Source organism: Polaromonas sp. UC242_47, assembly GCF_044452385.1.
Classification (GTDB): Bacteria; Pseudomonadota; Gammaproteobacteria; order Burkholderiales; family Burkholderiaceae_C; genus Polaromonas.
In genome coordinates this window covers 3,216,614-3,240,247 of sequence record NZ_JBIOAO010000001.1, presented here as the reverse complement: position 1 = coordinate 3,240,247, position 23,634 = coordinate 3,216,614, and the positions used below count along the sequence as shown (strand labels likewise).

The window sequence follows — 23,634 nt, the reverse complement described above, 5'->3', positions numbered from 1 at the left end:
GGTTATTCTCCCCTACCTATGCTTGACCTGACAATTATTAAAGCCGTCTCGATTGACCTGGACGACACCCTGTGGCCGGTCTGGCCCGCCATCGAGCGGGCCGAAGTGGCCCTGAATGCCTGGCTGGGGCGCCACGCGCCCATGACCGCTGCGCTGTTCGCCAACCCGTCGGCGCGCCATGACATCCGGGAGCAGATTCTGCGCACCCGGCCCGAACTCAAACACAACCTCAGCGCGATACGCCGCGAGGCGATCCGACTGGCCTTGTACCGATCCAAGGAAAACCCGCTGCTGGCCGAGCAAGCCTTTGAAGTTTTTTTTGAGGTCCGAAACCAGGTCACGCTGTATGACGACGCCTTGCAGGCGCTGGAATTTTTGTCCACGCGTTACCCGGTAGTGGCGCTGTCCAACGGCAATGCCGATATCGCGCGTATCGGGCTCAGCCCCTATTTCCGCGCCTCCATCAGCGCGCAGGCTTTTGGCGTGGGCAAGCCGGACCCGCGGATTTTTCATGCGGCGGCCGGTGCGGTGGACGTGGCGCCCGAAAACGTGTTGCATGTGGGGGACGACGCCACGCTGGATGTGCTGGGCGGGCTCAACGCCGGCATGCAGACCGCCTGGGTCAACCGGGCCGACCATCTCTGGACCCACGAAGTTTTGCCGCACGAAACCGTGGCCAGCCTGGCCGAGTTGTGCGACCTGTTCCGCACTGCGGAGACCCGGTCATGAGCTTGAAAATCTACGGCATCGCGGCCTCGCGCGCATCACGTCCCTTGTGGGTGGCGCAAGAGCTGGGCCTGGACTATGAACATGTGGCCCAGCCTTACCAGGACGGCGCCACACGCACACCGGCTTTCCTCGCGCTCAACCCCAACGGCCATATCCCCGTGGTCGACGACGGCGGCGTGCTGGTCTGGGAGTCCATGGCTTGCGCCTTGTACCTGGCCGAACGTTTCAAGGGCGATGCAAATATTTCTTTGGCCGCGCACAACCACGCCGAACAGGCCGAGATTTTGCGCTGGAGTTTCTGGACCGTGACCGAGTGCGAAAAAGACGCACTGACCTTTTTGATGCACCGCGTGGCCATGCCCGAAGCGCGGCGCAAGCCCGAGCTGGCGCTGCAGGCCGAGCAGCGCCTGGCGCCGGCGCTGCGTGTGCTGGAGCAGCACTTGCAGACCCGCCGCTATATCGCGGGGGAGCGTTTCAGCGTCGCCGACATCTGCGTGGCGTCGGTGCTGGCCTGGGTGCAACGTGCCGAGGCCATGACGCAGTGCCCGCGGCTCGCCGACTGGCTGCAGCGTTGCCTGGCGCGGCCCGCGCAGATGCAGGTGCGGTCTATGGCGCGGCGCGAGGTCAAGGCCTGAAATCGACGGTTTCTTAGGAAAAATAGGGCTGCAGCCCAGGCAGGACGGGCGCAAGAAGCTATCTATTTGATAGCGTTTAACGTCCGCCGATGGCGCGGGCCAAGGCGTCATTCATCGTCGCCTGCGTGTTCATGTTCTTGATCAGGCCCAGCGCGTTGCTGCTGGCGTTGATCACCGTCTGCTGAATGATTTGCTGGTTGTTCAGGCTGTTCTGGATGATGGTGGCAAAAGTCGTCCCCATGGCGTCTGGCGCGATGCTGTTGCCCGGACCGTTTTGCACCACCAGGTTCAAGGCCCCGAGCTGACGGCCCAATTGAGCCGCTTGCGCCGAGTTCAGTCCGGCGAGCTGGCCGAAGTTCAAGCTGGTCTGGGCGCTCAGCTCGCCGTTGAGATAAACACTGCGTGTGATACCGAAACTCACCATCAAGCCGGACCCCAGGTCAAAACCGCCGCGCAGGCCGTCCAGGGTGCGGTCGCTGACGGTTTGCCAGAGCTCGCCGGGCGGCGTCTGCTCAGTGGCTTGCACTGCGCCAGGGACACTGGTCAGCAGTGCCAGCAACAGGCCCAGGGCAGGTCCGGTGTTCATCAGAAATCTCCCGGACCCAGCTTGGGCAGGGCGATGCCGGCCAGGCCGTCCCGGCCGACGCCGCTGGCCAATGGCGCACGCGGCGCCACGCGCCAGTCAACGGCCAGGTTGAAACGGGCCGCCTCCATGCGGTTGTGCACCACAAACAGCAGGCGGTTGCTCCAGAGGGCCTCAAAATCCCGGCGCGGCAGGGCACGTGTGCCCTGGGACGGATCACCGATCAGCACCCGGTCGGCCTGCACGCCCTTGACCACCACAAAATGGTGGTAACCCTTGTCATTGATTAGCACGATGGCGGGCACATGCGCCTCGTTGAGTTTGTCCAGCGGTTGCTCGAAACCATCGGCCTCGAAGCCGCGCGAGGCCAGAAAACGTTTCATGTCCAGCAGTGAAAATCCTTCGCTCTGGATCTTGCGCTGGTCACCATGGTCATACATTTCTTCGAACACCGTTTGTTCGCTGACGGGCTGGCCGTAGTGATGTGTCAGCAGCGTGGCAATCGCCGCCGAGCCGCAACTGAAGTCGTACTGCTGGATCAGGGTGCTGGCCAGGCGCGACTGCTTCAGGCTGGTGACCGGCACGGTCACGTCGCCCATGGGGATGGCCGGCAGGTAGGCGGTCTGGGCCGGCGACTGGCCGGCCCCCGCCAGCAGCGCGAAGCAGAGCAGCAGGCCGCGCATGGTGCTCACCTTCAGTTCATTTGCAGATGCAGGATCACGGCGCTCTGGATCAGCACATTCGCGCCGGAGTTCTGGATCACGATCGGCATGCCGCTCATGTTGGCAAAAGCGCCGGCGCTGATGGCGTTGGTGCCGGTGGTGACATTTCGGGCCGTGTTATCGGCCGTGGTGCCGGTCAGCGTCATGTCGTTGCGCACCAACTGGCTGCCGCCCCGAAAAGTGTCGAGCACGGCGGGGTCAACCGGTGTGGCGAAGACCGCCCCGCTCGGGGGGGCGGTGTTCACACTGTCTTTGGTAAGTGCTGTTTGCGCGAGCACAGGGGTCGCCAGTGCGAACAGCAGGACCAGGCCTGTGGCCTGGCTACGTGTGTGCGATGTCATCGACTCTCCCTTCGGTCTGGGTCGCGGCACACCGTGCGGCCTGCCATCCCGGCAGGCCGCACGGTGGTGACCGACGAGACCTTAATGAACAGCCAGGTTGGCCTGCACATTCACACTTTGCTGAACCAGCGAGGAAATACCGCTGTTCTGGTTCGCAAGCATGATGCCGGCCGCCGATTGTCCGACGCTGGTCATGGTGTTGGCCATGCTGAACGTTCCGGCATTGACGGAGTTCATGCCGCCCGCACCGCCGGTGCCGCCCATGCCAGTGCCGCCCGTGCCGCCCTGGGCCGTGTTGGTGCCGCCGTTGCCGGAGCCACCCGCGCCACCGGTGCCGCTGCCACCGGCGCCGCCATTGCCAGCGGTGTTGCTGCCATTGCTGGCGCTACCGTTGGTGGCGCTGCCGTTCATGCTCGAGCCGCCTGCGCCGCCCGTGCCTGCGCCGCCTGTGCGGGTTCCGCCGGAAGTGCTGGTGGCCACGCCGCCTGCACCGCCTGCACCGCCTGCGCCGCCTGCGCCGCCTGCGCCGCTAGCACCACCTGCGCCAGCTGTGCTGGTACCGGAGCCTGCGCCGCCTGCGCCGCTTGCGCCGCCCATAGACGTGCTGGTCCCGGTGCCTGCGCCGCCTGCGCCACTAGCACCACCTGCGCCAGCCGTGCTGGTACCGGAGCCCGCGCCGCCTGCGCCGCTAGCACCACCTGCACCTGCCGTGCCGCTGGAACCCGTTCCGCCACCGGCACCGCCTGCGCCACCTGAGGACAGGCCACCGGCGCCACCGTTGCCGCCGTTACCTGCGTCACCGCCGCCGGAACTGCCGCCGCCGCCGGCACCACCGCTCCTGCCGCCCAGACCCGCAGCCAGACTGCCGCTGCCGCCGCCGCGGCCGCTATTGCCGCCGTCGCCTGCAGCCAGACTGCCGCTACTGCCGCCGCGGCCGCTATCGCCGCCCACACCTGCAGCCAGACTGCCGCTGCCGCCGCCGCGACCGCTATCGCCGCCGGAACCGCCGCGTCCGCCGTCTGCGCCATTGGCTGTGGCCCTGCCACTTTCGCTCGAGCCGTTGGCGCTACCGCCCGTGCCGCGACCGCCGTTACCTGCGTCGCCGGCGCTGCCATTGCTGGCGCTGCCGTGATTGATGGCGCCGTTGGAGGCGCTGCCGCCAGCTGAACCCACCGCGCCATTGCCGGTGCCGCCTGGGCCGCCTGTGCCCGAGCCGGAGGCCTGGCCACCCTTGCCGGTTCCGCCGTAACCACCGTAGGCTTTGCCGCCGTTGGCATTGCCGGTGTTGTAAGCGTTGTTACCGATGTCATGCACCCGGTTGCCCGAGACCACGCCATTGAGCGTGCTGAGGGCCGTGACCTTTGTCACGTTGAAGGCATTGCTGAAGCTGGAGGTGGCCGTTGAGCCGTTGTTGGCTGCGGCGGTGCCGTAATCCCGGGCAGTGGCTTCGCCTTCGGCAGCCTTGTAGCTGCTGCTGTCCGTTTTGGTAATCGTCTTCGTTCTCTGACTACTGTCTTGCCACGCCGTGGAGTTTTCATTCGCATTGGGGCCGGCACCTGTTTGTGTGGAGGTGGCCGTCGCGGTTTGGTTTCCGGTCGTTGCGGTCGTCGTGCCGTCGGTTCCGTTGTTGGTCGGATTGGCCCATGCGGAAACGAATGCAAGGGCCATGGCCGAAGCCAGGAGTGTCTTCTTCATAAATCCTCCGGAGGTTGCTGTTGGAAAGTTACAAGATCTTGGGTTGATTCGCGTTGCCGCAAACCGGCCGCAGCGTGAGCAACTTCGATGCCAGCGCTTTCACGCCGCATGTGTGAAGGCCTTGTGTCCGGCAGCAGGGCTGGTTTAGCGGGGTTGTTTCAAGGTGTGCGGGTGACCGGGAAGGCGTCGTTCAAGCCAGTTGTGGGCGCAAAGTGTCACAGGGGGTTGACGGTGGCAGGGAGTTTGCGCGGGCCGCCGTGTTCGTTCACCGCTGTGCAGGCCGACCAGCCATGAGCGCCAGGCGTCTCATTCCTGTGACAGATCCTCCGTGGCGGGCACGGCTGAACGCGGCGCTCCGGTTCGCGCTATGCGCGGCCACACCTTGTCGGGCCTGTACTTCAAAGGCTCCACAACCGCTGAGGATCAGACTGCCACATTCCTGAGACAGTGTCTCCGTCTGCCTGCGCGGAATTACTGGTTGTTGCAACTTGCAGCTTGCCACTCGCGGCTCGGTGGCCTTACGCTGCTGCGGAGTCCGACGAAAAAAGCAAACAAAAGTACAAGCAAAACAGAAGCAACGCGGAGCAACAACATGAGGCATCTGAGGGAGTTTTCCGTCATGAGCAGCCTTGGCCAGCGCAAGGCGTGGACCTTGTTGGCCTGCTCCTCTCTGGTGATGTCCGGCGCGCTCGCGCAGACCCAGGGGACAGCTGCGTCCAGGAACGCGAACAAGCGTATCGAGTTGTTGCAGCAGCAGGTGTCGGAGCAGGGGCGGCAGATCGAGGCCCTGCAGCAGCAGGTCATGGAGCAGGAGAACCGCTACCGCGACCAGCAACGTGTCGAGAAGGAACGCCAGGAAGCCCTGGCCGCCGCGCGTCCCGAAGGCCAAGGGCCGAACGACAAAAAGCAGGCCGCAAGCCCCGAGCCGCCCGATGGCTCCACCCGTTCGGTGCATGTCGGCGTGGCGCCTGCCGCGGAAGCCGCGCCGCCTGCCATGGCGCAACTGTTCGAGCAGCCCGGCATTCTCACGCCTCCTGGCCATTACGTGCTGGAACCTTCGCTGCAGTACGGTTACTCGTCGAGCAACCGGGTGGCGTTGGTCGGCTACACCATCATCCCGGCCTTGCTGGTCGGCCTGATCGATGTGCGTGAGGTCAAACGCAGCACCTTGACCGCGGCAGTCACCGGTCGCTGGGGGCTGACCAACCGGCTGGAGGTCGAAGCCAAGCTGCCTTACGTTTACCGCTCCGATGCCACCATCAGCCGCGAGTTGTTCACCGGCACCGCGTCCGAAAGAGTCTTTAACGCCAACGGCAGTGCGATAGGCGACATCGAGCTGGCCGCACGTTACCAGTTGAACCAGCCGCAGCCCAATTCGCCCTACATGATCGGTTCGCTGCGTTTCAAGACCCGCACCGGCAAGGGTCCGTTCGACGTGGTGACCGATTGCGTGACGCGTTGCCTGGGCAACACCACGGGCACCGGCCTGCCATTGGACTTGCCGACGGGCTCGGGATTTTATTCGCTGCAAACCGGGCTGACCTGGTTGTTTCCGTCGGATCCGGCAGTGTTTTTTGGTGGCATCAGCTACACGCGCAATTTTGGGCGCGACAACGTCAGCCGCCTGGTGTTGAATGGTGAGAGGGAATTCCTAGGCTCGGTCAAACCGGGCGATGTTTTGGGCTTCAATTTCGGCATGGGACTGGCGCTCAATGAGCGATCTTCCTTCAGCATAGGCGTGGACCTGAACTCCATAGGCCGAACCCGGCAGAACGGCGTGCCGGTGGAGACTTCGGTGCGTACCCAGCTGGCGTCGCTGCTGCTTGGGTATTCCTACCGCTACAGCCCCAAGACCACCCTGAACGTGACGGTGGGGACCGGGCTGACGCGAGACACGCCCGATTTGACGCTGACGGTCAGGATCCCCATGATGTATTAGCGAGCAGGTCATGCCGATCCGAAACATCCTGTGTGTGACCCTGGGTGAGGACGCGGGTGGTGTGGCGCAACACCTGCTGGGCGGGGGCTGGCAGGTGGTGCAGGCGGCAGACCTGGCGGTAGCCAGCCGGATTCAAACGCATCAACATTTCCCTGTCAGCCTGCTGGTCATGGGCAAGGCGCGGGCCGTGCCGGATCGGCTGCTGGAGGCCTGCGTCAAGGCTTCGAACGGCTCCGAATGGGTGGCTGTGTGTGAGGCCCAGGCGCTGGAGTCGCCGGGTTTTCGTGACCTGGTGCTCAACTGTTTTTTCGACCATCAAATCCTGCCGCTGGACTGGCATGACCTGGCACTGATCCTGGAACACGCCGGCCAGCGTGCCATGTTGCGCAGCCAGCACCAGACCCACCTGCATGCGGCGGACACCCTGGGTATGGTGGGGCAGGGGCCGGCCATCACACGTCTGCGCGAGCAGATTCGCAAGGTGGCGGCGACGGAGGCGCCGGTGCTGATAGGTGGGGAGAGCGGCAGCGGCAAGGAGTTGGCTGCACGCGCGATTCACCAGTGTTCACACCGGGCGGCGGGGCCGTTTGTGGCCGTCAACTGCGGTGCCATCGCGCCCACCCTGATTCATTCCGAACTGTTTGGCCACGAGCGTGGGGCGTTCACCGGGGCGTCGGCGCAGCGGCACGGGCTGATAGAGACGGCCAATGGCGGCACGGTTTTTCTCGATGAAATCGGCGACCTGCCGCTGGAGTTGCAGACGAATTTACTGCGTTTTTTGCAGGAGAAGACCATCAGCCGCGTGGGGGCGGTGCGCAGCCTGCCGGTCGATGCCCGTGTGGTGGCGGCCTCGCATGTGGACCTGGCCGAAGCCGTGGCCATCGGGCGTTTCCGCGAAGACCTGTTCTACCGCTTGAACGTGTTGCCCATCGAGGTGCCGCCGTTACGCCGCCGCATGGAGGATGTGCCTATCCTGGCGGAACATTTTTTCCAGTCCTGCGTCGGGGAAAGCGCGAGCCGGGTCAAGGGTTTTACCCGGCAGGCGCTGGCAGCGCTGACAGCACACAGCTGGCCCGGCAATGTGCGCGAGTTGTACAACCGCGTGCAGCGGGCGGTCATCATGACCGATCAGCGGCTGATCGCGCCCGCCGACCTGGGCCTGGCGGAGTCGGAGCATGCCGTGGGCATAGGGCTGGACGCGGCTCGCACCATGGCCGAGCGGGATGCGATCTGCCTGACGCTGACACGTGTGGGTCGCAACATCACCCACGCGGCGCGTGAGCTGGGGATTTCACGCATGACCTTGTACCGTCTGATGGACAAACACAGCATCAGCCAGAGCGCCGAATGAGCCTTCAAGCGTGTGCCAGGACGGCCGCGTCCCGGCCATTGCGCACAGCGCCTTCCAGCGTGGCCGGGTAAGGCCCGGCGATGTAGTCGCCGCAAGCCAGCAGCCCGGGCAATACCTGGCTTGCTGGCCGCAACATGCCGGGCAAGCAGGCGAAGGTGGCGCGTTTTTCGACAATCGTTTGCACGGCGACTGGCTGCACCAAGCCCAGTTGTTGCGCGCCTTGCCGCAACACGCGTTGTGTCAGCGCGGCACTGTCGCCGGTGCTGGCGCTGACCACAAACGCCAGCAGGCCAGCCGGGCCACCCAGTTGGCCACGGTCAAACACAAACTGCGCCGGCGCTTCACTGTCCGGTGCGCTCGCGCGCAGCGCCAGCATGGGCTGGACCAGCCGTGAGCCGGACGCGGAGACGTACACCGTGGTGATGGCTTCAAATTGCAGGGCGCGGGCCTGCGCCTGCCAGTCCTCGCAGGGCAGGCCGCTGGATTGCGCCAGCCGCGCCGCTTCGCCCGGCGGGCAGGCCAGGATCACCCGGTCAAAGGCCACACCATCGACCTGCCAGCCGCTGCCTGTGGTGGCCAGCGTCTGAACGCGGGCGCCGAGCTGAAGCTCGCCGCCGCGTTGCGTCACCCAGGCCAGCGCCGCCTCCGGCAGCAGCGCGCTCAAATCGGTGCGCGGCAGCAGCAGGTTGGAGCCGCCGGACTGCGAAAACAAGGCATCACGCAAGACCCGCAAAAAGACCTGGGCGCTGGCGCGATCGGCCGGCGTGTTCAGCGCCGCCACACACAAGGGTTCGATCAAGGTGGCCATCACGGTTCGCTGGACGTTGCGGCACAGCTGCGCGACCGACAATTGCGGTGCGCAGCGAAAACCGGCGGCTTGCCAGCGCAGGGCGGCCAAGAGCAAGGACCCCTTGTCGCGCCACGACCAGCCGCGCGCACCCAGGATGCCGGCCAGCGCGTCCAGCGGTGTGGGCAGGGCGGGCAGGCGCATGCCCGCACCGTCGGGGAATTGCAGCGTCAGCGGCAGGCGCAGCATCAAGCTGTCGGCGTCCAGCTCCAGTTCGCTCATCAGGCGCAAGGTTTCGCTGTAAGCCCCAATCAGGATGTGTTGGCCGTTGTCCAGTGGCAGAGCGCTGCCGTCAGGCCACTGGCCATCGACGCGCCTGGCGCGGCCGCCGGGGATACGCGCCGCTTCAAACACCGTGACCTGCTGGCCCCGCTGCGTGGCTTCCACCGCCGCCGCGCAACCGGCCCAGCCGGCGCCGATGACGGCAATCTTCACTGGACTTTTCCGAAGGCCTGCGTTTTCCAGGCCAGCCAGAACTTGCGCAGCGGCGTCAGGCTGACACGCTGGTGCAAGACCTGGTAGTTGTCGCGTGCAATCTCGCGCAACAGGGTGCGGTAGATGCTGGCCATCATGAGACCGGGTTTTTGCGCCCGCCTGTCGGCTTCGGGCAGCAGAGCCAGGGCTTCGTCGTAGAGGCCCAGCGCGCGATCCGTCTGGAACTTCATCAGTGCGGTAAAACGATCAGAATATTGGCGCTTCAAAATTTCATGCGCCTTCACATCAAACTGCTGCAGCTCGCTGACCGGCAGGTAGATGCGGCCGCGCAAGGCGTCTTCGCCGACGTCGCGGATGATGTTGGTCATCTGAAAAGCCAGGCCCAGCTTGTGGGCGTAGGCCGTGGTTGCTTCCTCGGTCTGGCCAAAAATACGCGCTGCCACTTCGCCGACGATGCCGGCCACCAGGTGGCAATAGGTTTTCAGGTTGGGAAAGTCGAGATAACGGTTTTGCGCCAGGTCCATCTGGCAGCCTTCGATCACGGCTTGCAGGTGGCGCGCCTCGATGCGGTAAGTAGGTGCCAGCGGCATCAGCGCTTTCATCACCGGATGGGTGGGCGTGTCGGCGTAGGCTTTGGCCACTTCGGCCTGCCACCAGGCCAGCTTGGTGTGTGCGACGCCGGGGTCCATCACTTCGTCAACAACGTCGTCGATCTCGCGGCAAAAGGCGTAAAAAGCGGTGATGGCCGCGCGCCTTTCCTTGGGTAAAAACAGGAAGGCGTAATAAAAACTGCTGCCGGATGCGGCGGCTTTTTGCTGGACGTACTGCTCAGGAGTCATGCGGCGATTGTCCCATGGGACTTGGCGCCTGCCAGGCGCCTGGGTCAGACCGCCAGCGTCATCAGCATTTGACGCTGGCGCTTGCAGCCCGGGCGCTTAGCGGGTCTTGCTCACGGCGATGTTCCACAAGGCCACAAGCTGCTCGTACTCCGCAGAGGCGGCTTCCTGGCTGAGCGGGAAGATCTTGATTGCGCTCAGGTCGGGCAACGAGGTGAGTTTGGACACCGGGATGTCGTTGCGGGTCGGGCGGCGGAAGTTTTTGACCAGCAGTTCCTGCTGCGTTTCCTTGCTCAGCAGCCCGTTGTACAAGGCCTTGGCGGCGTCCTGGTTCTTGGCGCCCTTGATGATGAACATGCCTTCTGGCGCGAGGTAGCTGCCTTCGCTGGGGTAGACCAGCTTGATTTCCTTCTGGCCGCCGGCCACGTATTCCTGAGCGGCGTATTCGATGGTCAGGCCGACCGGGTATTCACCGGCGGCCACACCTTTGTAGGTGGTGCCCGAGGACGATGTGATGACGGCATTGGTGGCGATTTTTTCCAGACCATCCTTGCCGAACTGCTTGAGCAGGCCGTAGACCAGCATGTAGGCGGTGGCGCTTTTGCTCGGATCGGTGATGGCGAACTTGCCTTTCCATTCGGGTTTCATCAGGTCAGACCAGGTCTTGGGTGCGGCCAGGCCCTTGAGCTGGCGCTGGTTGACCATCAAAACCATGACATGGACGTTGGTGCCGACCCAGAGGTTGTTGGGGCCGCGGAACTCGGCCGGAATGGCCGCCAGTTCGGGTGCCTTGTAGGGCTCGAGCAGGTCTTTGTACGCGCCCAGCGTGCCGAAACCGCCGCTCCACAACACATCGCCGCGCGGGCTTTTGGCTTCGGCCTGGATGCGTTTCATCAGGGAGCCGGTGCCGCCTGTGACCTGCTGCACCGTCAGCGACGGTGTTTTTTTCTTCACCACGTTGAGTGCGGTTTCAATCGTCTCGGTGTTGTTGGACGAATACAGCACCACGGTCTGGGCCTGCGCCAGGCCGGCGATCAGGCCTAAGGTGGCCAGCGAGCATTGCAGAAGGGACTTGATGTTCATGGAGAGCCTCTTGAGTTGAAAAGAACGACGAGTTGATTTACTTGGCGGAAAACAGGTTGATGCGGAAGACCTTGATGGCCACGACGATGGGCAGCAGGATGACGCTGACGAGTGCCGCGCCATAGGCCGAAGCCAGGCCCAGACGCCCGCCGTCGACCTGGCGGAAGATCGCAATAGGCATGGTTTCCAGCCCGCCGGTGTAGACCACGACCGAGGCCGACAGCTCGGAAATGGTGGTCACCCACATCAGGATGGCTGCCGAAATGATGGAGGCCTTCATGGCCGGCAGGATCACCTTGAAGAAGGTTTTCAGCGGCGACACGCCCAGGCTGATCGAGGCCTCCTCGATGGAGTCGGGGATATTGAACAGGGTGGACGAGGCATTACGTACCGCAAACGGCAGGCGGCGCACCGTGTAGCACAAGACCATGATGCCCGAACTGCCGGCCAGCACCAGCCAGCCGGTGTTGAAGGTCTGTACCAGCGCGATGCCCAGCACCGTGCCTGAGATGGTCAGCGGCAGCACCACGATGTAGTCCAGCGTTTGGGTGAAGATGTTTTTCTTCTTGATGGTCAGGTAGCTCACCAGGATGGCGAAGGCCACCCCGACCAGCGTCGCCATGGAGGCAAACTTCAGCGAGTTCAGGATGGGCTCGGGCGCGCCCTGCAGCGCACGCTGCAGGCTGGACAGCGACCACTGGCCCCAACGCATGACCGGGCCGCTGGTTTCCGTTAGGGCCGCCACAAACACGATGACCAGCGGCAACATCGACAACAGGATCACCAGGCCCACGGCGCAGGTGAAGAGCAGCGCAGCACCGGATCGCACACGAATTGGCGCCGGCGCGCGGCCTTGCGTCATGGTGTAAATCTTGCGCTCGACCACACGTTTCTGAAGGAAAAGCACCACGGCGACGATGCCTATGGACACCACCGACATGGCGCTTTGCAACATGGCGCTGCCGCCCATTTCACTGACAAAGGTGTTGTAAGTCATGACGGACAGCAGTGGCACGCGGCTGCCCAGCAGCATGGACAGCGCGAAGTTGCCCACCACCAGGGTGAAAACCACCAGCGCATTGACCAGCACCGCCGGCAGCAGCACAGGTACCAGCACGCGGAACTTGGTCAGCAGCGGCGAGGTGCCTAGGCTCAGGCCGGCCTCTTCGAGCTGGCTGTCAAAGCCGCGCAGCGCCGCCAGCACCCCCAGGTAGATATAGGTGTAGTAGACCAGCGTCATGGAAAACACCATGCCGGTCCAGCCGTAAAACGTCGGCAGTTCTATGCCCCAGTCGGCCATGAGATTGGTGATCAACCCGTTGTTGCCCAGCAGCAGCAGCCAGGATTGGCCGACGATGATTTCCGGAATCACGATGGTCATGATGGGCAAGACGGCGACCAGGTTTTTCAGCGGAAACTCGTAACGCGCCACCATGTAGGCAAAAGGCACACCCACCGCCACGGTGCAGGCGGTAACTGCCACACCCAGCACCAGCGTGTTGCGAAAGGCTTCTACATACTGGCTGTCGTTCAGCAGGGTGATGAAGCCGGCCAGCGAGAGCGCGCCCGACTCATCCTGCACGCTGTTGATGAACAACACGCCCAGCGGGTAAAACACAAAGAAAAGGAGCAGGACCAGGCTGATCAGCGTCAGAAAGCCCCAGGGCCACCATTTGATGTTCATGGCTGACTTTCTTAGGATGAAACAACGCGGCTGTGCGCGGGCACCAGCACCTGCACGGCATCGCCGGCCTGGAAGTCGGCCACGGTGTTGCCGGCATGCAGTTCGACCCGGATTTCGGAGCTGTCGTGCAGCTTGATGCGGTAGGCGGTCTTGAAGCCCAGGTACTGGCGGCGCAGCACTTCGCCGAAGATGGCATTGGGCACATGCGGAGCGGGTGCCATCAGCGACAGGTCTTCCGGGCGCGCGATCAACATGCCTTGCTCGCCCAGCGTCTCGCTGCCCTGCACGCCGTCAAAAGGCCGTCCGCCCCACTGAAAGCGCACATGGCGAGGTGCGCCGCTGGCACTGTCGCCCGACATGTATTGCGCGGGCACAGGGATCACATTGGCCGAGCCTATGAAGTCGGCCACGTAGGCGTTGACCGGCGTGCCATACAGCTCTTCGGGCGTGCCGAGCTGGGCAATGTTGCCGCGGTCCATGATGGCAATGCGGTCCGACATGGCCAGGGCCTCTTCCTGGTCGTGGGTGACAAACACCGTGGTGATGCCGGCTTCGCGCACCAGGTCCAGGATCACGTCGCGCATCTGCAGCCGCATCTTGGCGTCCAGGTTGGACAGCGGCTCGTCCATCAGCAGCACGCGCGGGCGAATCACCAGCGCCCGGGCCAAGGCGACGCGCTGGCGCTGGCCGCCACTCATCTGGGCCGGGTAGCGGTCGGCCAGCGCCAGCAGGCTGACCTTGTCCAGCGCCTCATGGACCCGGCGCTTGATCTCGTCCTTGCTCACCTTGCGCGCGCGCAGCCCGTAGGCCACGTTGTCAAAGGCCGACTTGTCGGGGAAAAGGGCGTAGTCCTGGAACACCATGCCGATGTCGCGGTGGTGGGTGGACACCCGCGTCACGTCGTCCTGGTCGAACAGGATGCGGCCGCCATCGGGCTCGTGAAAACCCGCGATGCAGCGCAGCAACGTGGTCTTGCCGCAGCCGCTGGGGCCTAACAGCGTGTAGAAAGCACCGTCGGGAATGTGCAGGGACAGGTTTTGCAAGACCGTCTGGCCGGCAAACTGCTTCACGATGTTGTCTATGCTGATGGACGCCATGTTGGATCTTTGGGGATGAATGTGGCGCGATGATAGGAGTTGCGCCCATCCCCCACCAGCCGTTTTTTATAAGGCGTGCCATTAGTTTTTCTAAGGGCTTGCTGGTCTAAGATGGCCCGCAACTGATGCGCCGGCTTTTTCTTTTCCAGGCAGGGCCGCGCTGGTGTTCATCACAGAGAAAAAACAAAGATTCCTTTCACGCATGAGCGACAAGAATTTGCTGGCCGAAAAAGCAAGCTGCGGCAGCGCCAGGGGCTGGGGCCGCATGGCGGTCAGGGGCTGAGATGGCGCGCCGCTTGCCGCCCTTGAAAGCCTTGCGCGCGTTTGAAGCGGCGGCACGCCACGCCAATTTCACGGCGGCGGCCGAAGAGCTGAGCATCACCCACAGCGCGGTCAGCCAGCAGATACGCTTGCTGGAAGAATACGTCGGGCAGCCTCTTTTTACCCGCGAAGCACGCGGCGTGAGCTTGCTGCCGCAAGCCCGTGACTATTTCACCGAGGTGCAGGCCAGCCTGGACCGCATCGCCAGCGCCACGACTTTGCTGAAGTCGCCCGGCCAGCGCCGCAGCCTGCGTGTCTGCAGCACGCCTTCGCTGGCGATGAAATGGCTGATCCCGCGGCTGGCCGGCTTTCAGGCGCTGGTGCCGGATACCGATGTGCAGCTGTCCACCCTGGGCCGGCAGTTTTTCGAGCAGGCCGAGGCCAGCAGCGACGTGTTGATACGCCGCATGCCCATGCAGCGGCCTGAACACAGTTGCGTGCGTTGCCTGGACGACTACCTTGTGCCCGTGGCCTCGCCGCGTTTTATCAAGCGCAACCGGATTTATGCCGTCGCCGACTGCCTGGGCCACCCCTTGCTGCAGGCGGCCAGTGGCCAACACGACTGGTCGCGCTGGTTTGAGCTGGCGGGGCTGCAGGTGCCGCCCAAGTTGCCCGGCCCGGTGTTTGACCACCAGTTTTTGTGCCTGCAGGCGGCCATGAACGACCTGGGCCTGGCGCTGGCGCCCTGGTGTTTGCTGGAAGAAGACATTCGCGCCGACCGCTTGCGCCCGCTGTTTGCCCAGCCGCGTTTGCCCGGCCCGGGTGTTTACGCGCTGTATCGCAGCGAAAGCCCGGTGGCCGGGCTGGCGCGGCAATTCATAGACTGGCTGGGCCTGCAAGGCCATGCCGCATCGGCCCCGCAAGGAATCAAGTGATGACAGACAAACTTCCCGGATCGGGTTTGCAACTGCGCGGCGTCGCACCTGGCTTGCGGCTGGCCGATTTCCGGCTGATCGCCTTCGACATGGACTCGACCCTGATCAACATCGAGACGCTGGATGAAGTGGCCGAGGCCGCCGGCTGCAAGGCCCAGGTCGCGGCGCTCACAGAAGCCGCGATGCGCGGCGACATCACGGACTACAAGGACAGCCTGCGCCAGCGCGTGGCCTTGTTGCGCGGCGTGCCCGTGTCGGCGCTGCAAGCCGTGTATGACCAGCGCCTGCAGCTCAACCCCGGCGTGGAAACGCTGATCGCAGCCTGCCAACGCGCCGGGCTGCGCTGCATTCTGGTCAGCGGCGGCTTCACCTTTTTTACCGACCGGCTGCAGCAACGCCTTGGCCTGGACGACACCCGATCCAATGTGCTGGAGATTGAAAACGGCCGCCTGACCGGGCGTTTGTTGCCCCAGCCCTGGGGCGACATTTGTGATGGTGAGCAAAAGCGGATCAAGCTGCTGGAGTGTTGCGCCGCCCTGGGCATCACGCCGGCGCAGGCGATTGCCGTGGGTGATGGGGCCAACGACCTGGCCATGATGCAGGTCGCTGGCCTGTCGGTGGCTTATCACGCCAAACCTCTGGTGCGGCAGCAGGCCATGGTGGCCATCAACGAGGGTGGGCTGGACCGCTTGCTGGAAGTTTTGCGCTAAGCCGCTGGTCGGGCGGTGTTTGGCAGGGTGCCTACATCCAGAGCGCACGCCAGCCCATCACCAGCACATCCCAGGCGTTCAGCTTGGGCCGTCGCCGCAGCGTGGCGAAGTCCATGGCTTCGATTTTGTCCAGAATCCGCAGCCCACCTTGCACCACCAGGCGCAACTCCCAACCGGCGCGGCCTGGCACTTTTTTCACCAGTGGAGAGCCTTTTAGCATCCTGGCCCTTGCTGCATGGGCGCGGGCAGCTATTAATTTGGTAGTGGCTGGATTCACCTCCAGGCGCAGCAGTTGGTCCTCGTCAACCCCTTGGGCGGCCCACACATCCTGCGGCAAGTAGATCCGGCCGCGCGGGATGTCCACGCTGAGGTCTTGCCAGAAATTGATGAGCTGCAGGGCGCTGCAGATGTCGTCGCTCTGGACCAGGGATTCGGCATCCTTCACGCCATACAAGTGCAGCAGCAGGCGGCCGACCGGGTTGGCGGAGCGGCGGCAATAATCCAGCAACTCGGCCTCGCTGGCATAACGCTGCTTGACCACATCCTGTTCAAACGCGCTGAGCAGGTCGGCCAGCAACGGCACCGGCAACTGGAACTGCAGCAGCACCGGCTGCAGCGTGGCAAACACGGTCGGCCAGCGACCCGAGGGTGGCCGGCCTTCGGACACCGCCAGCAGGTCGGCGCGGTAGGCTGCCAGGTCTTGCAGGCGTTGGGCGGGCAGGGCGTCGCCTTCATCGGCGATGTCGTCGGCGGTGCGGGCGAACCAGTAAATCGCAGCGACCGCCGGGCGCAGCCGCGGCGGGCAGAGCAGTGAGGCGACCGGAAAGTTTTCGTAATGCTGGGACGGGGGCTGCAGCGCCTGTGGCGTGCCGGAATCAAGGCCTGGGTTCATGGCCGGGATTGTCGCTTGACAAGCCTGCGTAATTACCCTAGATTACTAACCGATCAGTCAGTAACTGGGTTTCTCCCGGGTACTTTCTGGCTTTTCCAGCCACCGCTTTTGCCCATCACACCATGAATAAAACCGCCTTTGCCGTTCTTTGCGGCGCCCTGTTGCTGAGCGCCTGTTCCCGGCCCACGCCCCCCGAGGAACCGGTGCGGGCCGTCAAGGTGATGACGGTGGGTGTCGACTCGCTGCAAGCCGGCCATGAGTTTGCCGGCGAGGTCAGGGCGCGGGTCGAGTCGCGCCTGGGTTTTCGGGTGGGTGGAAAAATCATCAAACGCCAGGCCGAGCTGGGTCAACATGTGAAGGCCGGCCAGGTGCTGGCCCAGCTGGACCCGCAAGATTTCCAACTGGCCGCCGATGCAGCGCGTGCCCAGGTGGCGGCCGCTCGTACCAACCGCGACCTCGCGGCCGCCGATTACAAGCGTTACAAAGAGCTGAAGGATCAGAGTTTCATCAGCGGCGCCGAACTGGAGCGCCGCGACACCACGTTCAAGGCGGCGCAGGCCCAGCTGGAGCAGGCGCAGTCGCAGCTGGCGGTGCAGGGCAACCAGGCCCATTACGCGGTACTGGTCGCCGATGTGTCGGGCGTGGTGACGGCGGTCGAGGCCGAAGTCGGGCAGGTGGTCAGCGCCGGCACGCCGGTGTTGCGGATAGCCGCCGACGGCCCGCGCGATGTGGTGTTTTCCGTGCCGGAAGACAAGGTCGCCGCGCTCCAGGTGGGCCAGCCGGTCAAGGTGCGTGCCTGGGCGCAAAACACCGAGCTGGCCGGCAAGGTGCGCGAAGTTTCCGCCAGCGCCGACCCGGCCACGCGCACCTACCCGGTCAAGGTGGCGCTGGACACGACAGAGCCGCCGGCGCTGGGCGCCACCGTGTATGTGTTGCCGCAAGGCCTGGCCGCCGGCGGCCAACAGGCCATCAAGCTGCCGACCAGTGCCCTGCGCCAGGACGGCAAGGCCAGCGCCGTCTGGGTGCTGGACCCGGCCAGCATGACGGTGCGTTCACAAATCATCCAGATCGCCACCGCCGACGGCAACGAGGCGGTGGTGGCCGCCGGTTTGCAGCCCGGCATGCTGGTGGTCAGCGCCGGCGTGCATGTGCTTTCGCCCGGCCAGAAGGTCACGATTTATAAGCCAAAAGTGGATGTGGCCCCCGTCCCTCCTGCGCAACCAGCTATGAATTCCGTAGCGAATGCGCCTGCCGTCCCGGCAGCGAAGTGAGGACGGCATGACCCAAGTACAACCGAAAGACAGTTTCAACCTGTCCAAATGGGCGCTGGACCATCCGGCGCTGACGCGTTACCTGATGGTGGTGCTGATGCTGCTCGGCTTTGCCGCGTATTTCCAGCTTGGCCAGGACGAAGACCCGCCATTCACCTTTCGCGCGATGGTGGTGCGTACTTACTGGCCGGGCGCCACGGCGCAGCAGGTGGCCGAGCAGGTGACCGACAAGCTGGAGCGCACCTTGCAGGAGGTGCCTTACGCCGACAAGATACGCAGTTACTCCAAGCCGGGCGAGTCGCAGATCATTTTCCAGATCAAGGATTCCTCCAAGGCGGCCGACGTGCCCGGTGTCTGGTACGCCGTGCGCAAAAAGATAGGTGACATGCGCGGCACTTTACCGGCGGGTGTGCAGGGACCGTTTTTCAACGATGATTTCGGCGACGTGTATGGCGTGATCTACGCCCTGCAGTCCGACGGCTTCAGCTATGCCGAGCTGAAAACCTTTGCCGATGACGTGCGCCAGCAACTGCTGCGTGTGCCTGATGTCGCCAAGGTCGAGCAGTTTGGCGTGCAGGACGAAAAACTCTATATCGAGATTTCGCAAAAACGTCTGGCCCAACTCGGGCTGGACTTCAACCAGGTGCTGAACCAGCTGGGCCAGCAAAACGCGGTCGAATCCGCTGGCGCCGTGCAGACGCCGCTGGACGTGGTGCAGGTGCGGGTGGCTGGCCAGTTTGCAGCGGTGGAGCAATTGCGCGCCATGCCGATACGCGGCGCCTCGGGCAACCAGCTGCGTCTGGGCGACATCGCCGAGATCAAACGTGGCTACGTGGACCCGCCGGCCGTCAAGGTGCGGCACCAGGGCCGGGAAGTGATCGCGCTCGGTGTGTCCATGGCCAAGGGCGGCGACATCATCGCGCTGGGCAAGGCCTTGCAGGCGACCACGGGCCGGATCAAGACGGCGCTGCCGGCCGGTGTCGAGCTGGTGCAAATCCAGGACCAGCCCACCGCCGTGACAAGCTCGGTCAATGAATTTGTCAAGGTGTTGATCGAAGCGGTGGTGATTGTGTTGGCCGTGAGTTTTATCGCGCTGGGTTTTCACCGCCGTCCCGGCCAGCACCCCTGGTGGAAACGTTATTACATCGATATGCGGCCCGGGCTGGTGGTGGGTATCACCATCCCGCTGGTGCTGGCCGTGACCTTTCTGGCGATGAATTATTTCGGCATCGGCCTGCACAAAATTTCGCTGGGTTCGCTGATCATTGCGCTGGGTTTGCTGGTGGATGACGCCATCATTGCGGTGGAAATGATGGTGCGCAAGATGGAAGAGGGTTACGACAAGGTGCGCGCCGCGACCTTTGCCTATGAAATCACCGCCATGCCCATGTTGACCGGTACCCTGATCACGGCCGTCGGTTTTTTGCCGATTGGCCTGGCCAAATCGACGGTGGGCGAGTACACCTTCGCTATCTTCGCCGTCACGGTGATCGCGCTGGTGCTGAGCTGGTTTGTTTCGGTCTATTTTGTGCCTTACCTGGGCACCTTGCTGCTCAAGCCGCCACCACATGTGCAAGAAGTGGCTGCGGAGCTGGACAGCCCGCACGAGATGTTCGACTCGCCTTTCTACAATACCTTTCGCAAAACCGTGAACTGGTGTGTGGAGCACCGCTGGCTCACCATAGGCGCGACCATTCTGGTGTTTGCGCTCGGCATTGTGGGCATGGGCAAGGTACAGCAGCAGTTTTTCCCCGACTCCAGCCGGCCCGAGATCATGGTGGATATCTGGTTCCCGGAAGGCACCTCGTTTGCCGCCAATGAAGAGACGGCCAAACGGGTCGAGGCGCGCCTGCTCAAGGAAGAGGGCGTGAGTTCGGTGAGCGCCTGGGTCGGTTCCGGCGTGCCGCGTTTTTATTTGCCGCTGGACCAGGTGTTTCCACAAACCAATGTGTCGCAATTCATCGTCTTGTCCAAAGACCTGAAGGTGCGCGAGTCGCTGCGCATCAAGTTGCCGAGCTTGCTGGCCCAGGAGTTCCCTGAAGTGCGCGGTCGTATCAAGCTGCTGCCCAACGGCCCGCCCGTGCCTTACCCGGTGCAGTTCCGGGTGGTCGGCATCGACCCGCTGGTGCTGCGTGAACGCGCCGACGAGGTCAAGGCCGTGTTGCGCGAAAGTCCCAACACCCGCGGCGTCAACGACAACTGGAACGAGTCGGTCAAGGTCTTGCGCCTGGAAGTGGACCAGTCCAAGGCGCGTGCGCTGGGGGTCACCAGCCAGTCCATCGCGCAGGCCTCCAAAACCATTCTAAGCGGCAGCACGGTGGGGCAGTTCCGCGAAGGCGACAATCTGATCGACATCGTGTTGCGCCAGCCGCTGGACGAGCGCAACGCCATCACCGACATCGCCAACGCCTACCTGCCAACGGCTTCGGGTCAGTCGATTCCGTTGACACAAATCGCCAAGCCGGTGTTCACCTGGGAGCCGGGTGTGATGTGGCGCGAAAACCGCGACTACGCCATCACGGTGCAAAGCGACATCGTCGAAGGCCTGCAGGGCGCCACGGTCACCGGCGAGTTGTTGCCGCGCCTGAAAGCGCTGGAAGCCCAATGGCTGAAAAATGGCATGGGTGGTTACCGCATCGAAGTGGCCGGCGCCGTCGAGGAAAGCAGCAAGGGTTCGGCCTCCATCGTGGCGGGCATTCCCATCATGCTGTTTTTGACCTTCACCTTGTTGATGTTGCAGCTGCACAGCTTCAGCCGCGCGATGCTGGTGTTCCTGACCGGGCCGCTGGGTATTGCCGGCGTGGCCGGTGCCTTGCTGCTGCTGGGTCGCCCCTTCGGTTTTGTGGCCTTGCTCGGGGTGATTGCCCTGATGGGCATGATCCAGCGCAACTCGGTGATCCTGATTGACCAGATCGAGCAGGACCGCGCGGCGGGCATTCCGGCCTGGGACGCGATTGTGGAATCGGCCGTGCGGCGCCTGCGCCCCATCGTGCTGACCGCCGCCGCCGCCGTGCTGGCCATGATTCCGCTGTCGCGCAGCGTGTTCTGGGGGCCCATGGCGGTTGCCATCATGGGCGGGCTGATTGTGGCCACGGTGCTGACCCTGCTGGCCTTGCCGGCGATGTACGCCGCCTGGTTCCGGGTCAAACGTGAAACACCGGCCGTGGCATAAATTAGCCCTTGTGGACGGCGGCCGGCTAAACCGGCGGCCGATACAGGTTAAAATAGAAAGTTGACCGATTTCAGGCGGGGGTCCGTAAGGCTAAAAGCTGAGGATTCCCGTTTTTATTTCAGGAGCGCGGGTGGCGAAATTGGTAGACGCACCAGGTTTAGGTCCTGACGGTAGCAATACTGTGCGGGTTCGAGTCCCGCCCCGCGCACCACTAGTGAGATTTTCAGGACGATTGCCTCAGGGCTTGGAGTGCCGTGGGCACAGTCTGTCTTTTACACATTCTGGATATTAGGAGTAGACCATGGCCGTGACTGTTGAAACCCTTGAAAAGCTGGAACGCAAAATGACGTTGACCTTGCCCGTCAACACCATCCAGTCTGAAGTCGATTCACGCCTGAAACGCCTGGCCCGCACGGTCAAGATGGACGGTTTCCGTCCCGGCAAGGTGCCGATGAATGTGGTTGCCCAGCGTTATGGCTACTCGGTGCATTACGAAGTCATGAACGACAAGGTTGGCGAAGCTTTCTCCGTCGCCGCCAACGAAGCCAAGCTGCGTGTGGCCGGCCAGCCGCGTATCAGCGAAAAAGAAGGCGCGCCCGAGGGCGAGCTGGCATTTGACGCCATTTTCGAGGTCTATCCCGAAGTCAAGATCGGTGATTTGTCCCAGGCTGAAGTTGAAAAACTCACCGCCGAAGTGACCGACGAAGCCATAGACAAGACTGTGGACATCCTGCGCAAGCAGCGCCGCACCTTCGCACAGCGCGCCCAGGATGCGGCTGCGCAAGATGGCGACCGCGTGACCATCGATTTCGAAGGCAAGATGGACGGCGAAACCTTTGCCGGCGGCAAGGCCGAAGACTTCCAGTTCCTGGTCGGCGAAGGCCAGATGCTCAAGGAATTCGAAGATGCCGTGCGTGGCATGAAAAGCGGCGAAAGCAAGACTTTCCCCCTGAATTTCCCTGCCGATTACCACGGCAAAGACGTGGCCGGCAAACAGGCCGACTTCCTGGTCACGGTCAAGAAAATCGAAGCCGCCCACCTGCCTGAAGTCAACGAAGCCCTGGCCAAGTCCCTGGGTATCGCCGACGCATCGGTGGAAGGCCTGCGTGCCGACATCAAGAAAAACCTGGAGCGTGAAGTCAAGTTCCGCTTGCTGGCCCGCAACAAAAACGCCGTGATGGACGCTCTGCTGGCCAACGCCGAGCTCGACCTGCCGCAAGCCATTGTCCAGGCCGAGCTGGAGCGCATGGTGGAAGGCGCACGTGCCGACCTCAAGCAGCGCGGCATCAAGGACGCCGACAAGGCGCCGATTCCCGACGACATCTTCCGTCCGCAAGCCGAGCGCCGTGTGCGCCTGGGCTTGGTGGTGGCCGAATTGACCCGAGCCAACGACCTGTTCCCCAAGGCCGAGCAGGTCAAGGCCCACGTGGAAGAGCTGGCCTCCAGCTACGAAAAACCGGAAGATGTGGTGCGTTGGTACTTCGGTGACCAAAAACGCATGGCGGAAGTCGAATCCGTGGTGATTGAAAACAATGTCACGAACTTTGTGCTGAGCAAGGCCAAAGTGGTTGAAAAACCAGTGGCTTTTGACGAATTGATGAGCCAGAACTAATGGTTCGGCGGGCCTGCCGCCTGCCGTGTATCCAATTTCTGGCGCAGGGGCTTGCGGCTACGGCTTCAAGCCCCATTTATTTTGGGTAAAGTACAACCCAACAACTGGAGTTACACATGAGCGCATATAGCAGTGCACAGGACATTCAAGGCCTCGGCATGGTGCCGATGGTGATTGAACAGTCCGGCCGTGGTGAGCGGTCCTACGACATTTATTCGCGTCTGCTCAAGGATCGCGTCATTTTTCTGGTGGGCCCGGTCAACGACCAGACGGCCAACCTGGTGGTGGCGCAGTTGCTGTTCCTCGAAAGCGAAAATCCGGACAAGGATATTTCCTTCTACATCAACTCCCCGGGCGGCTCGGTGACGGCTGGCATGGCCATTTACGACACCATGCAGTTCATCAAACCCGACGTGTCCACGCTGTGCACCGGCATGGCCGCCAGCATGGGCGCTTTTTTGCTCGCCGCCGGCGCCAAGGGCAAGCGGTTTTCGCTGCCCAACTCGCGTGTGATGATTCACCAGCCTTCGGGCGGCGCGCAAGGCCAGGCCACCGACATTGAAATTCACGCCCGTGACATTCTCAAGACGCGTGCTCAGCTGAACCGCATCCTGGCAGAAAACACCGGCCAGTCCGTGGAGAAAATCGAGCGCGATACCGAGCGCGATTACTTCATGTTTGCCGACGAGGCAAAGGCTTACGGCGTGGTTGATCAGGTGATTGCCAAGCGACCGTAAGCTCGGCAAGCAATAAACCTGTCAGTTACACCACGAAACGGCGTTTTCTGTAACAGAGGACGCCGTT

General features: G+C 63.2%; 20 protein-coding genes and 1 tRNA gene. 11 read left to right on the top strand and 10 right to left on the bottom strand.

The features are described from left to right. Positions 1-18: 18 nt before the first annotated feature. Together ACHMXK_RS15670 and ACHMXK_RS15665 are read left to right on the top strand one after the other, a co-directional pair. Entirely contained in the window at positions 19-729 is a 711-nt protein-coding gene (locus tag ACHMXK_RS15670; RefSeq protein ID WP_397441466.1) for an HAD family hydrolase, read from the top strand. Then, positions 726-1,364 (top strand): glutathione S-transferase family protein, encoded by a 639-nt coding sequence (locus ACHMXK_RS15665; protein WP_397441465.1) that lies wholly within the window; start codon positions 726-728, stop codon positions 1,362-1,364. The genes ACHMXK_RS15670 and ACHMXK_RS15665 overlap by 4 nt, the downstream gene beginning before the upstream one ends. 76 nt (positions 1,365-1,440) lie before the next feature. Here the strand turns inward: ACHMXK_RS15665 and ACHMXK_RS15660 are convergent, their stop codons facing one another. From ACHMXK_RS15660 to ACHMXK_RS15645, 4 genes are all read right to left on the bottom strand, one after another. Further along, a complete protein-coding gene (locus ACHMXK_RS15660; RefSeq protein ID WP_397441464.1) occupies positions 1,441-1,950 on the bottom strand; it encodes a hypothetical protein in 510 nt (169 codons plus the stop codon). Further along, entirely contained in the window at positions 1,950-2,630 is a 681-nt protein-coding gene (locus ACHMXK_RS15655; RefSeq protein ID WP_397441463.1) for a C39 family peptidase, read from the bottom strand. The genes ACHMXK_RS15660 and ACHMXK_RS15655 overlap by 1 nt, the downstream gene beginning before the upstream one ends. An 11-nt stretch (positions 2,631-2,641) precedes the next feature. Continuing rightward, positions 2,642-3,010 (bottom strand): hypothetical protein, encoded by a 369-nt coding sequence (locus ACHMXK_RS15650; RefSeq protein ID WP_397441462.1) that lies wholly within the window; start codon positions 3,008-3,010, stop codon positions 2,642-2,644. A gap of 81 nt (positions 3,011-3,091) precedes the next feature. Further along, a complete protein-coding gene (locus tag ACHMXK_RS15645) occupies positions 3,092-4,705 on the bottom strand; it encodes a hypothetical protein (RefSeq protein WP_397441461.1) in 1,614 nt (537 codons plus the stop codon). Between the two features lie 619 nt (positions 4,706-5,324). On the opposite strand from ACHMXK_RS15645, the gene ACHMXK_RS15640 reads away from it, so the two are divergent. Continuing rightward, complete coding sequence (locus tag ACHMXK_RS15640) at positions 5,325-6,644, top strand: acetate kinase (RefSeq protein ID WP_397441460.1); 1,320 nt, start codon at positions 5,325-5,327, stop codon at positions 6,642-6,644. A gap of 10 nt (positions 6,645-6,654) precedes the next feature. After that, positions 6,655-7,995: a sigma-54 interaction domain-containing protein gene (locus ACHMXK_RS15635; RefSeq protein ID WP_397441459.1), complete on the top strand. Its 1,341-nt coding sequence runs from the start codon at positions 6,655-6,657 to the stop codon at positions 7,993-7,995. Between the two features lie 4 nt (positions 7,996-7,999). Here the strand turns inward: ACHMXK_RS15635 and hpnE are convergent, their stop codons facing one another. From hpnE to ACHMXK_RS15610, 5 genes are all read right to left on the bottom strand, one after another. Beyond that, on the bottom strand, positions 8,000-9,277 hold the full coding sequence (gene hpnE / locus ACHMXK_RS15630; protein ID WP_397441458.1) for a hydroxysqualene dehydroxylase HpnE: 1,278 nt from the start codon (positions 9,275-9,277) through the stop codon (positions 8,000-8,002). Next, positions 9,274-10,116: a presqualene diphosphate synthase HpnD gene (gene hpnD / locus ACHMXK_RS15625; RefSeq protein WP_397441457.1), complete on the bottom strand. Its 843-nt coding sequence runs from the start codon at positions 10,114-10,116 to the stop codon at positions 9,274-9,276. The genes hpnE and hpnD overlap by 4 nt, the downstream gene beginning before the upstream one ends. 96 nt (positions 10,117-10,212) lie before the next feature. Next, complete coding sequence (locus ACHMXK_RS15620; RefSeq protein WP_318406911.1) at positions 10,213-11,196, bottom strand: ABC transporter substrate-binding protein; 984 nt, start codon at positions 11,194-11,196, stop codon at positions 10,213-10,215. Positions 11,197-11,233: 37 nt separating this feature from the next. Next, positions 11,234-12,880, bottom strand: a complete 1,647-nt coding sequence (locus ACHMXK_RS15615; protein WP_397441456.1) for an ABC transporter permease — start codon at positions 12,878-12,880, stop codon at positions 11,234-11,236. An 11-nt stretch (positions 12,881-12,891) separates the two neighbouring features. After that, positions 12,892-13,977: an ABC transporter ATP-binding protein gene (locus ACHMXK_RS15610; RefSeq protein ID WP_397441455.1), complete on the bottom strand. Its 1,086-nt coding sequence runs from the start codon at positions 13,975-13,977 to the stop codon at positions 12,892-12,894. Positions 13,978-14,261: 284 nt separating this feature from the next. Between ACHMXK_RS15610 and ACHMXK_RS15605 the strand changes: the two genes are divergently transcribed. Further along, entirely contained in the window at positions 14,262-15,173 is a 912-nt protein-coding gene (locus ACHMXK_RS15605) for a LysR substrate-binding domain-containing protein (RefSeq protein WP_397441454.1), read from the top strand. After that, entirely contained in the window at positions 15,173-15,883 is a 711-nt protein-coding gene (gene serB, locus ACHMXK_RS15600; RefSeq protein ID WP_397441453.1) for a phosphoserine phosphatase SerB, read from the top strand. The genes ACHMXK_RS15605 and serB overlap by 1 nt, the downstream gene beginning before the upstream one ends. Before the next feature lie 31 nt (positions 15,884-15,914). Here serB and hpnC read toward each other — a convergent pair whose 3' ends face one another. Beyond that, positions 15,915-16,775, bottom strand: coding sequence for a squalene synthase HpnC (gene hpnC, locus ACHMXK_RS15595; protein ID WP_397441452.1), 861 nt, complete (start codon positions 16,773-16,775; stop codon positions 15,915-15,917). A 122-nt stretch (positions 16,776-16,897) separates the two neighbouring features. Here hpnC and ACHMXK_RS15590 point away from each other — a divergent pair, with 122 nt between their 5' ends. The 5 genes from ACHMXK_RS15590 (at position 16,898) to clpP (ending at position 23,567) form a co-directional block, all read left to right on the top strand. Continuing rightward, positions 16,898-18,046, top strand: coding sequence for an efflux RND transporter periplasmic adaptor subunit (locus ACHMXK_RS15590; protein ID WP_397441451.1), 1,149 nt, complete (start codon positions 16,898-16,900; stop codon positions 18,044-18,046). A 7-nt stretch (positions 18,047-18,053) separates the two neighbouring features. Continuing rightward, positions 18,054-21,218, top strand: a complete 3,165-nt coding sequence (locus tag ACHMXK_RS15585) for an efflux RND transporter permease subunit (protein WP_397441450.1) — start codon at positions 18,054-18,056, stop codon at positions 21,216-21,218. A gap of 124 nt (positions 21,219-21,342) precedes the next feature. Next, positions 21,343-21,429 (top strand) — tRNA-Leu (locus ACHMXK_RS15580). A gap of 90 nt (positions 21,430-21,519) precedes the next feature. Continuing rightward, on the top strand, positions 21,520-22,830 hold the full coding sequence (gene tig, locus ACHMXK_RS15575) for a trigger factor (RefSeq protein WP_397441449.1): 1,311 nt from the start codon (positions 21,520-21,522) through the stop codon (positions 22,828-22,830). Between the two features lie 116 nt (positions 22,831-22,946). Further along, a complete protein-coding gene (gene clpP, locus ACHMXK_RS15570; RefSeq protein WP_318406897.1) occupies positions 22,947-23,567 on the top strand; it encodes an ATP-dependent Clp endopeptidase proteolytic subunit ClpP in 621 nt (206 codons plus the stop codon). Positions 23,568-23,634: the final 67 nt, after the last annotated feature.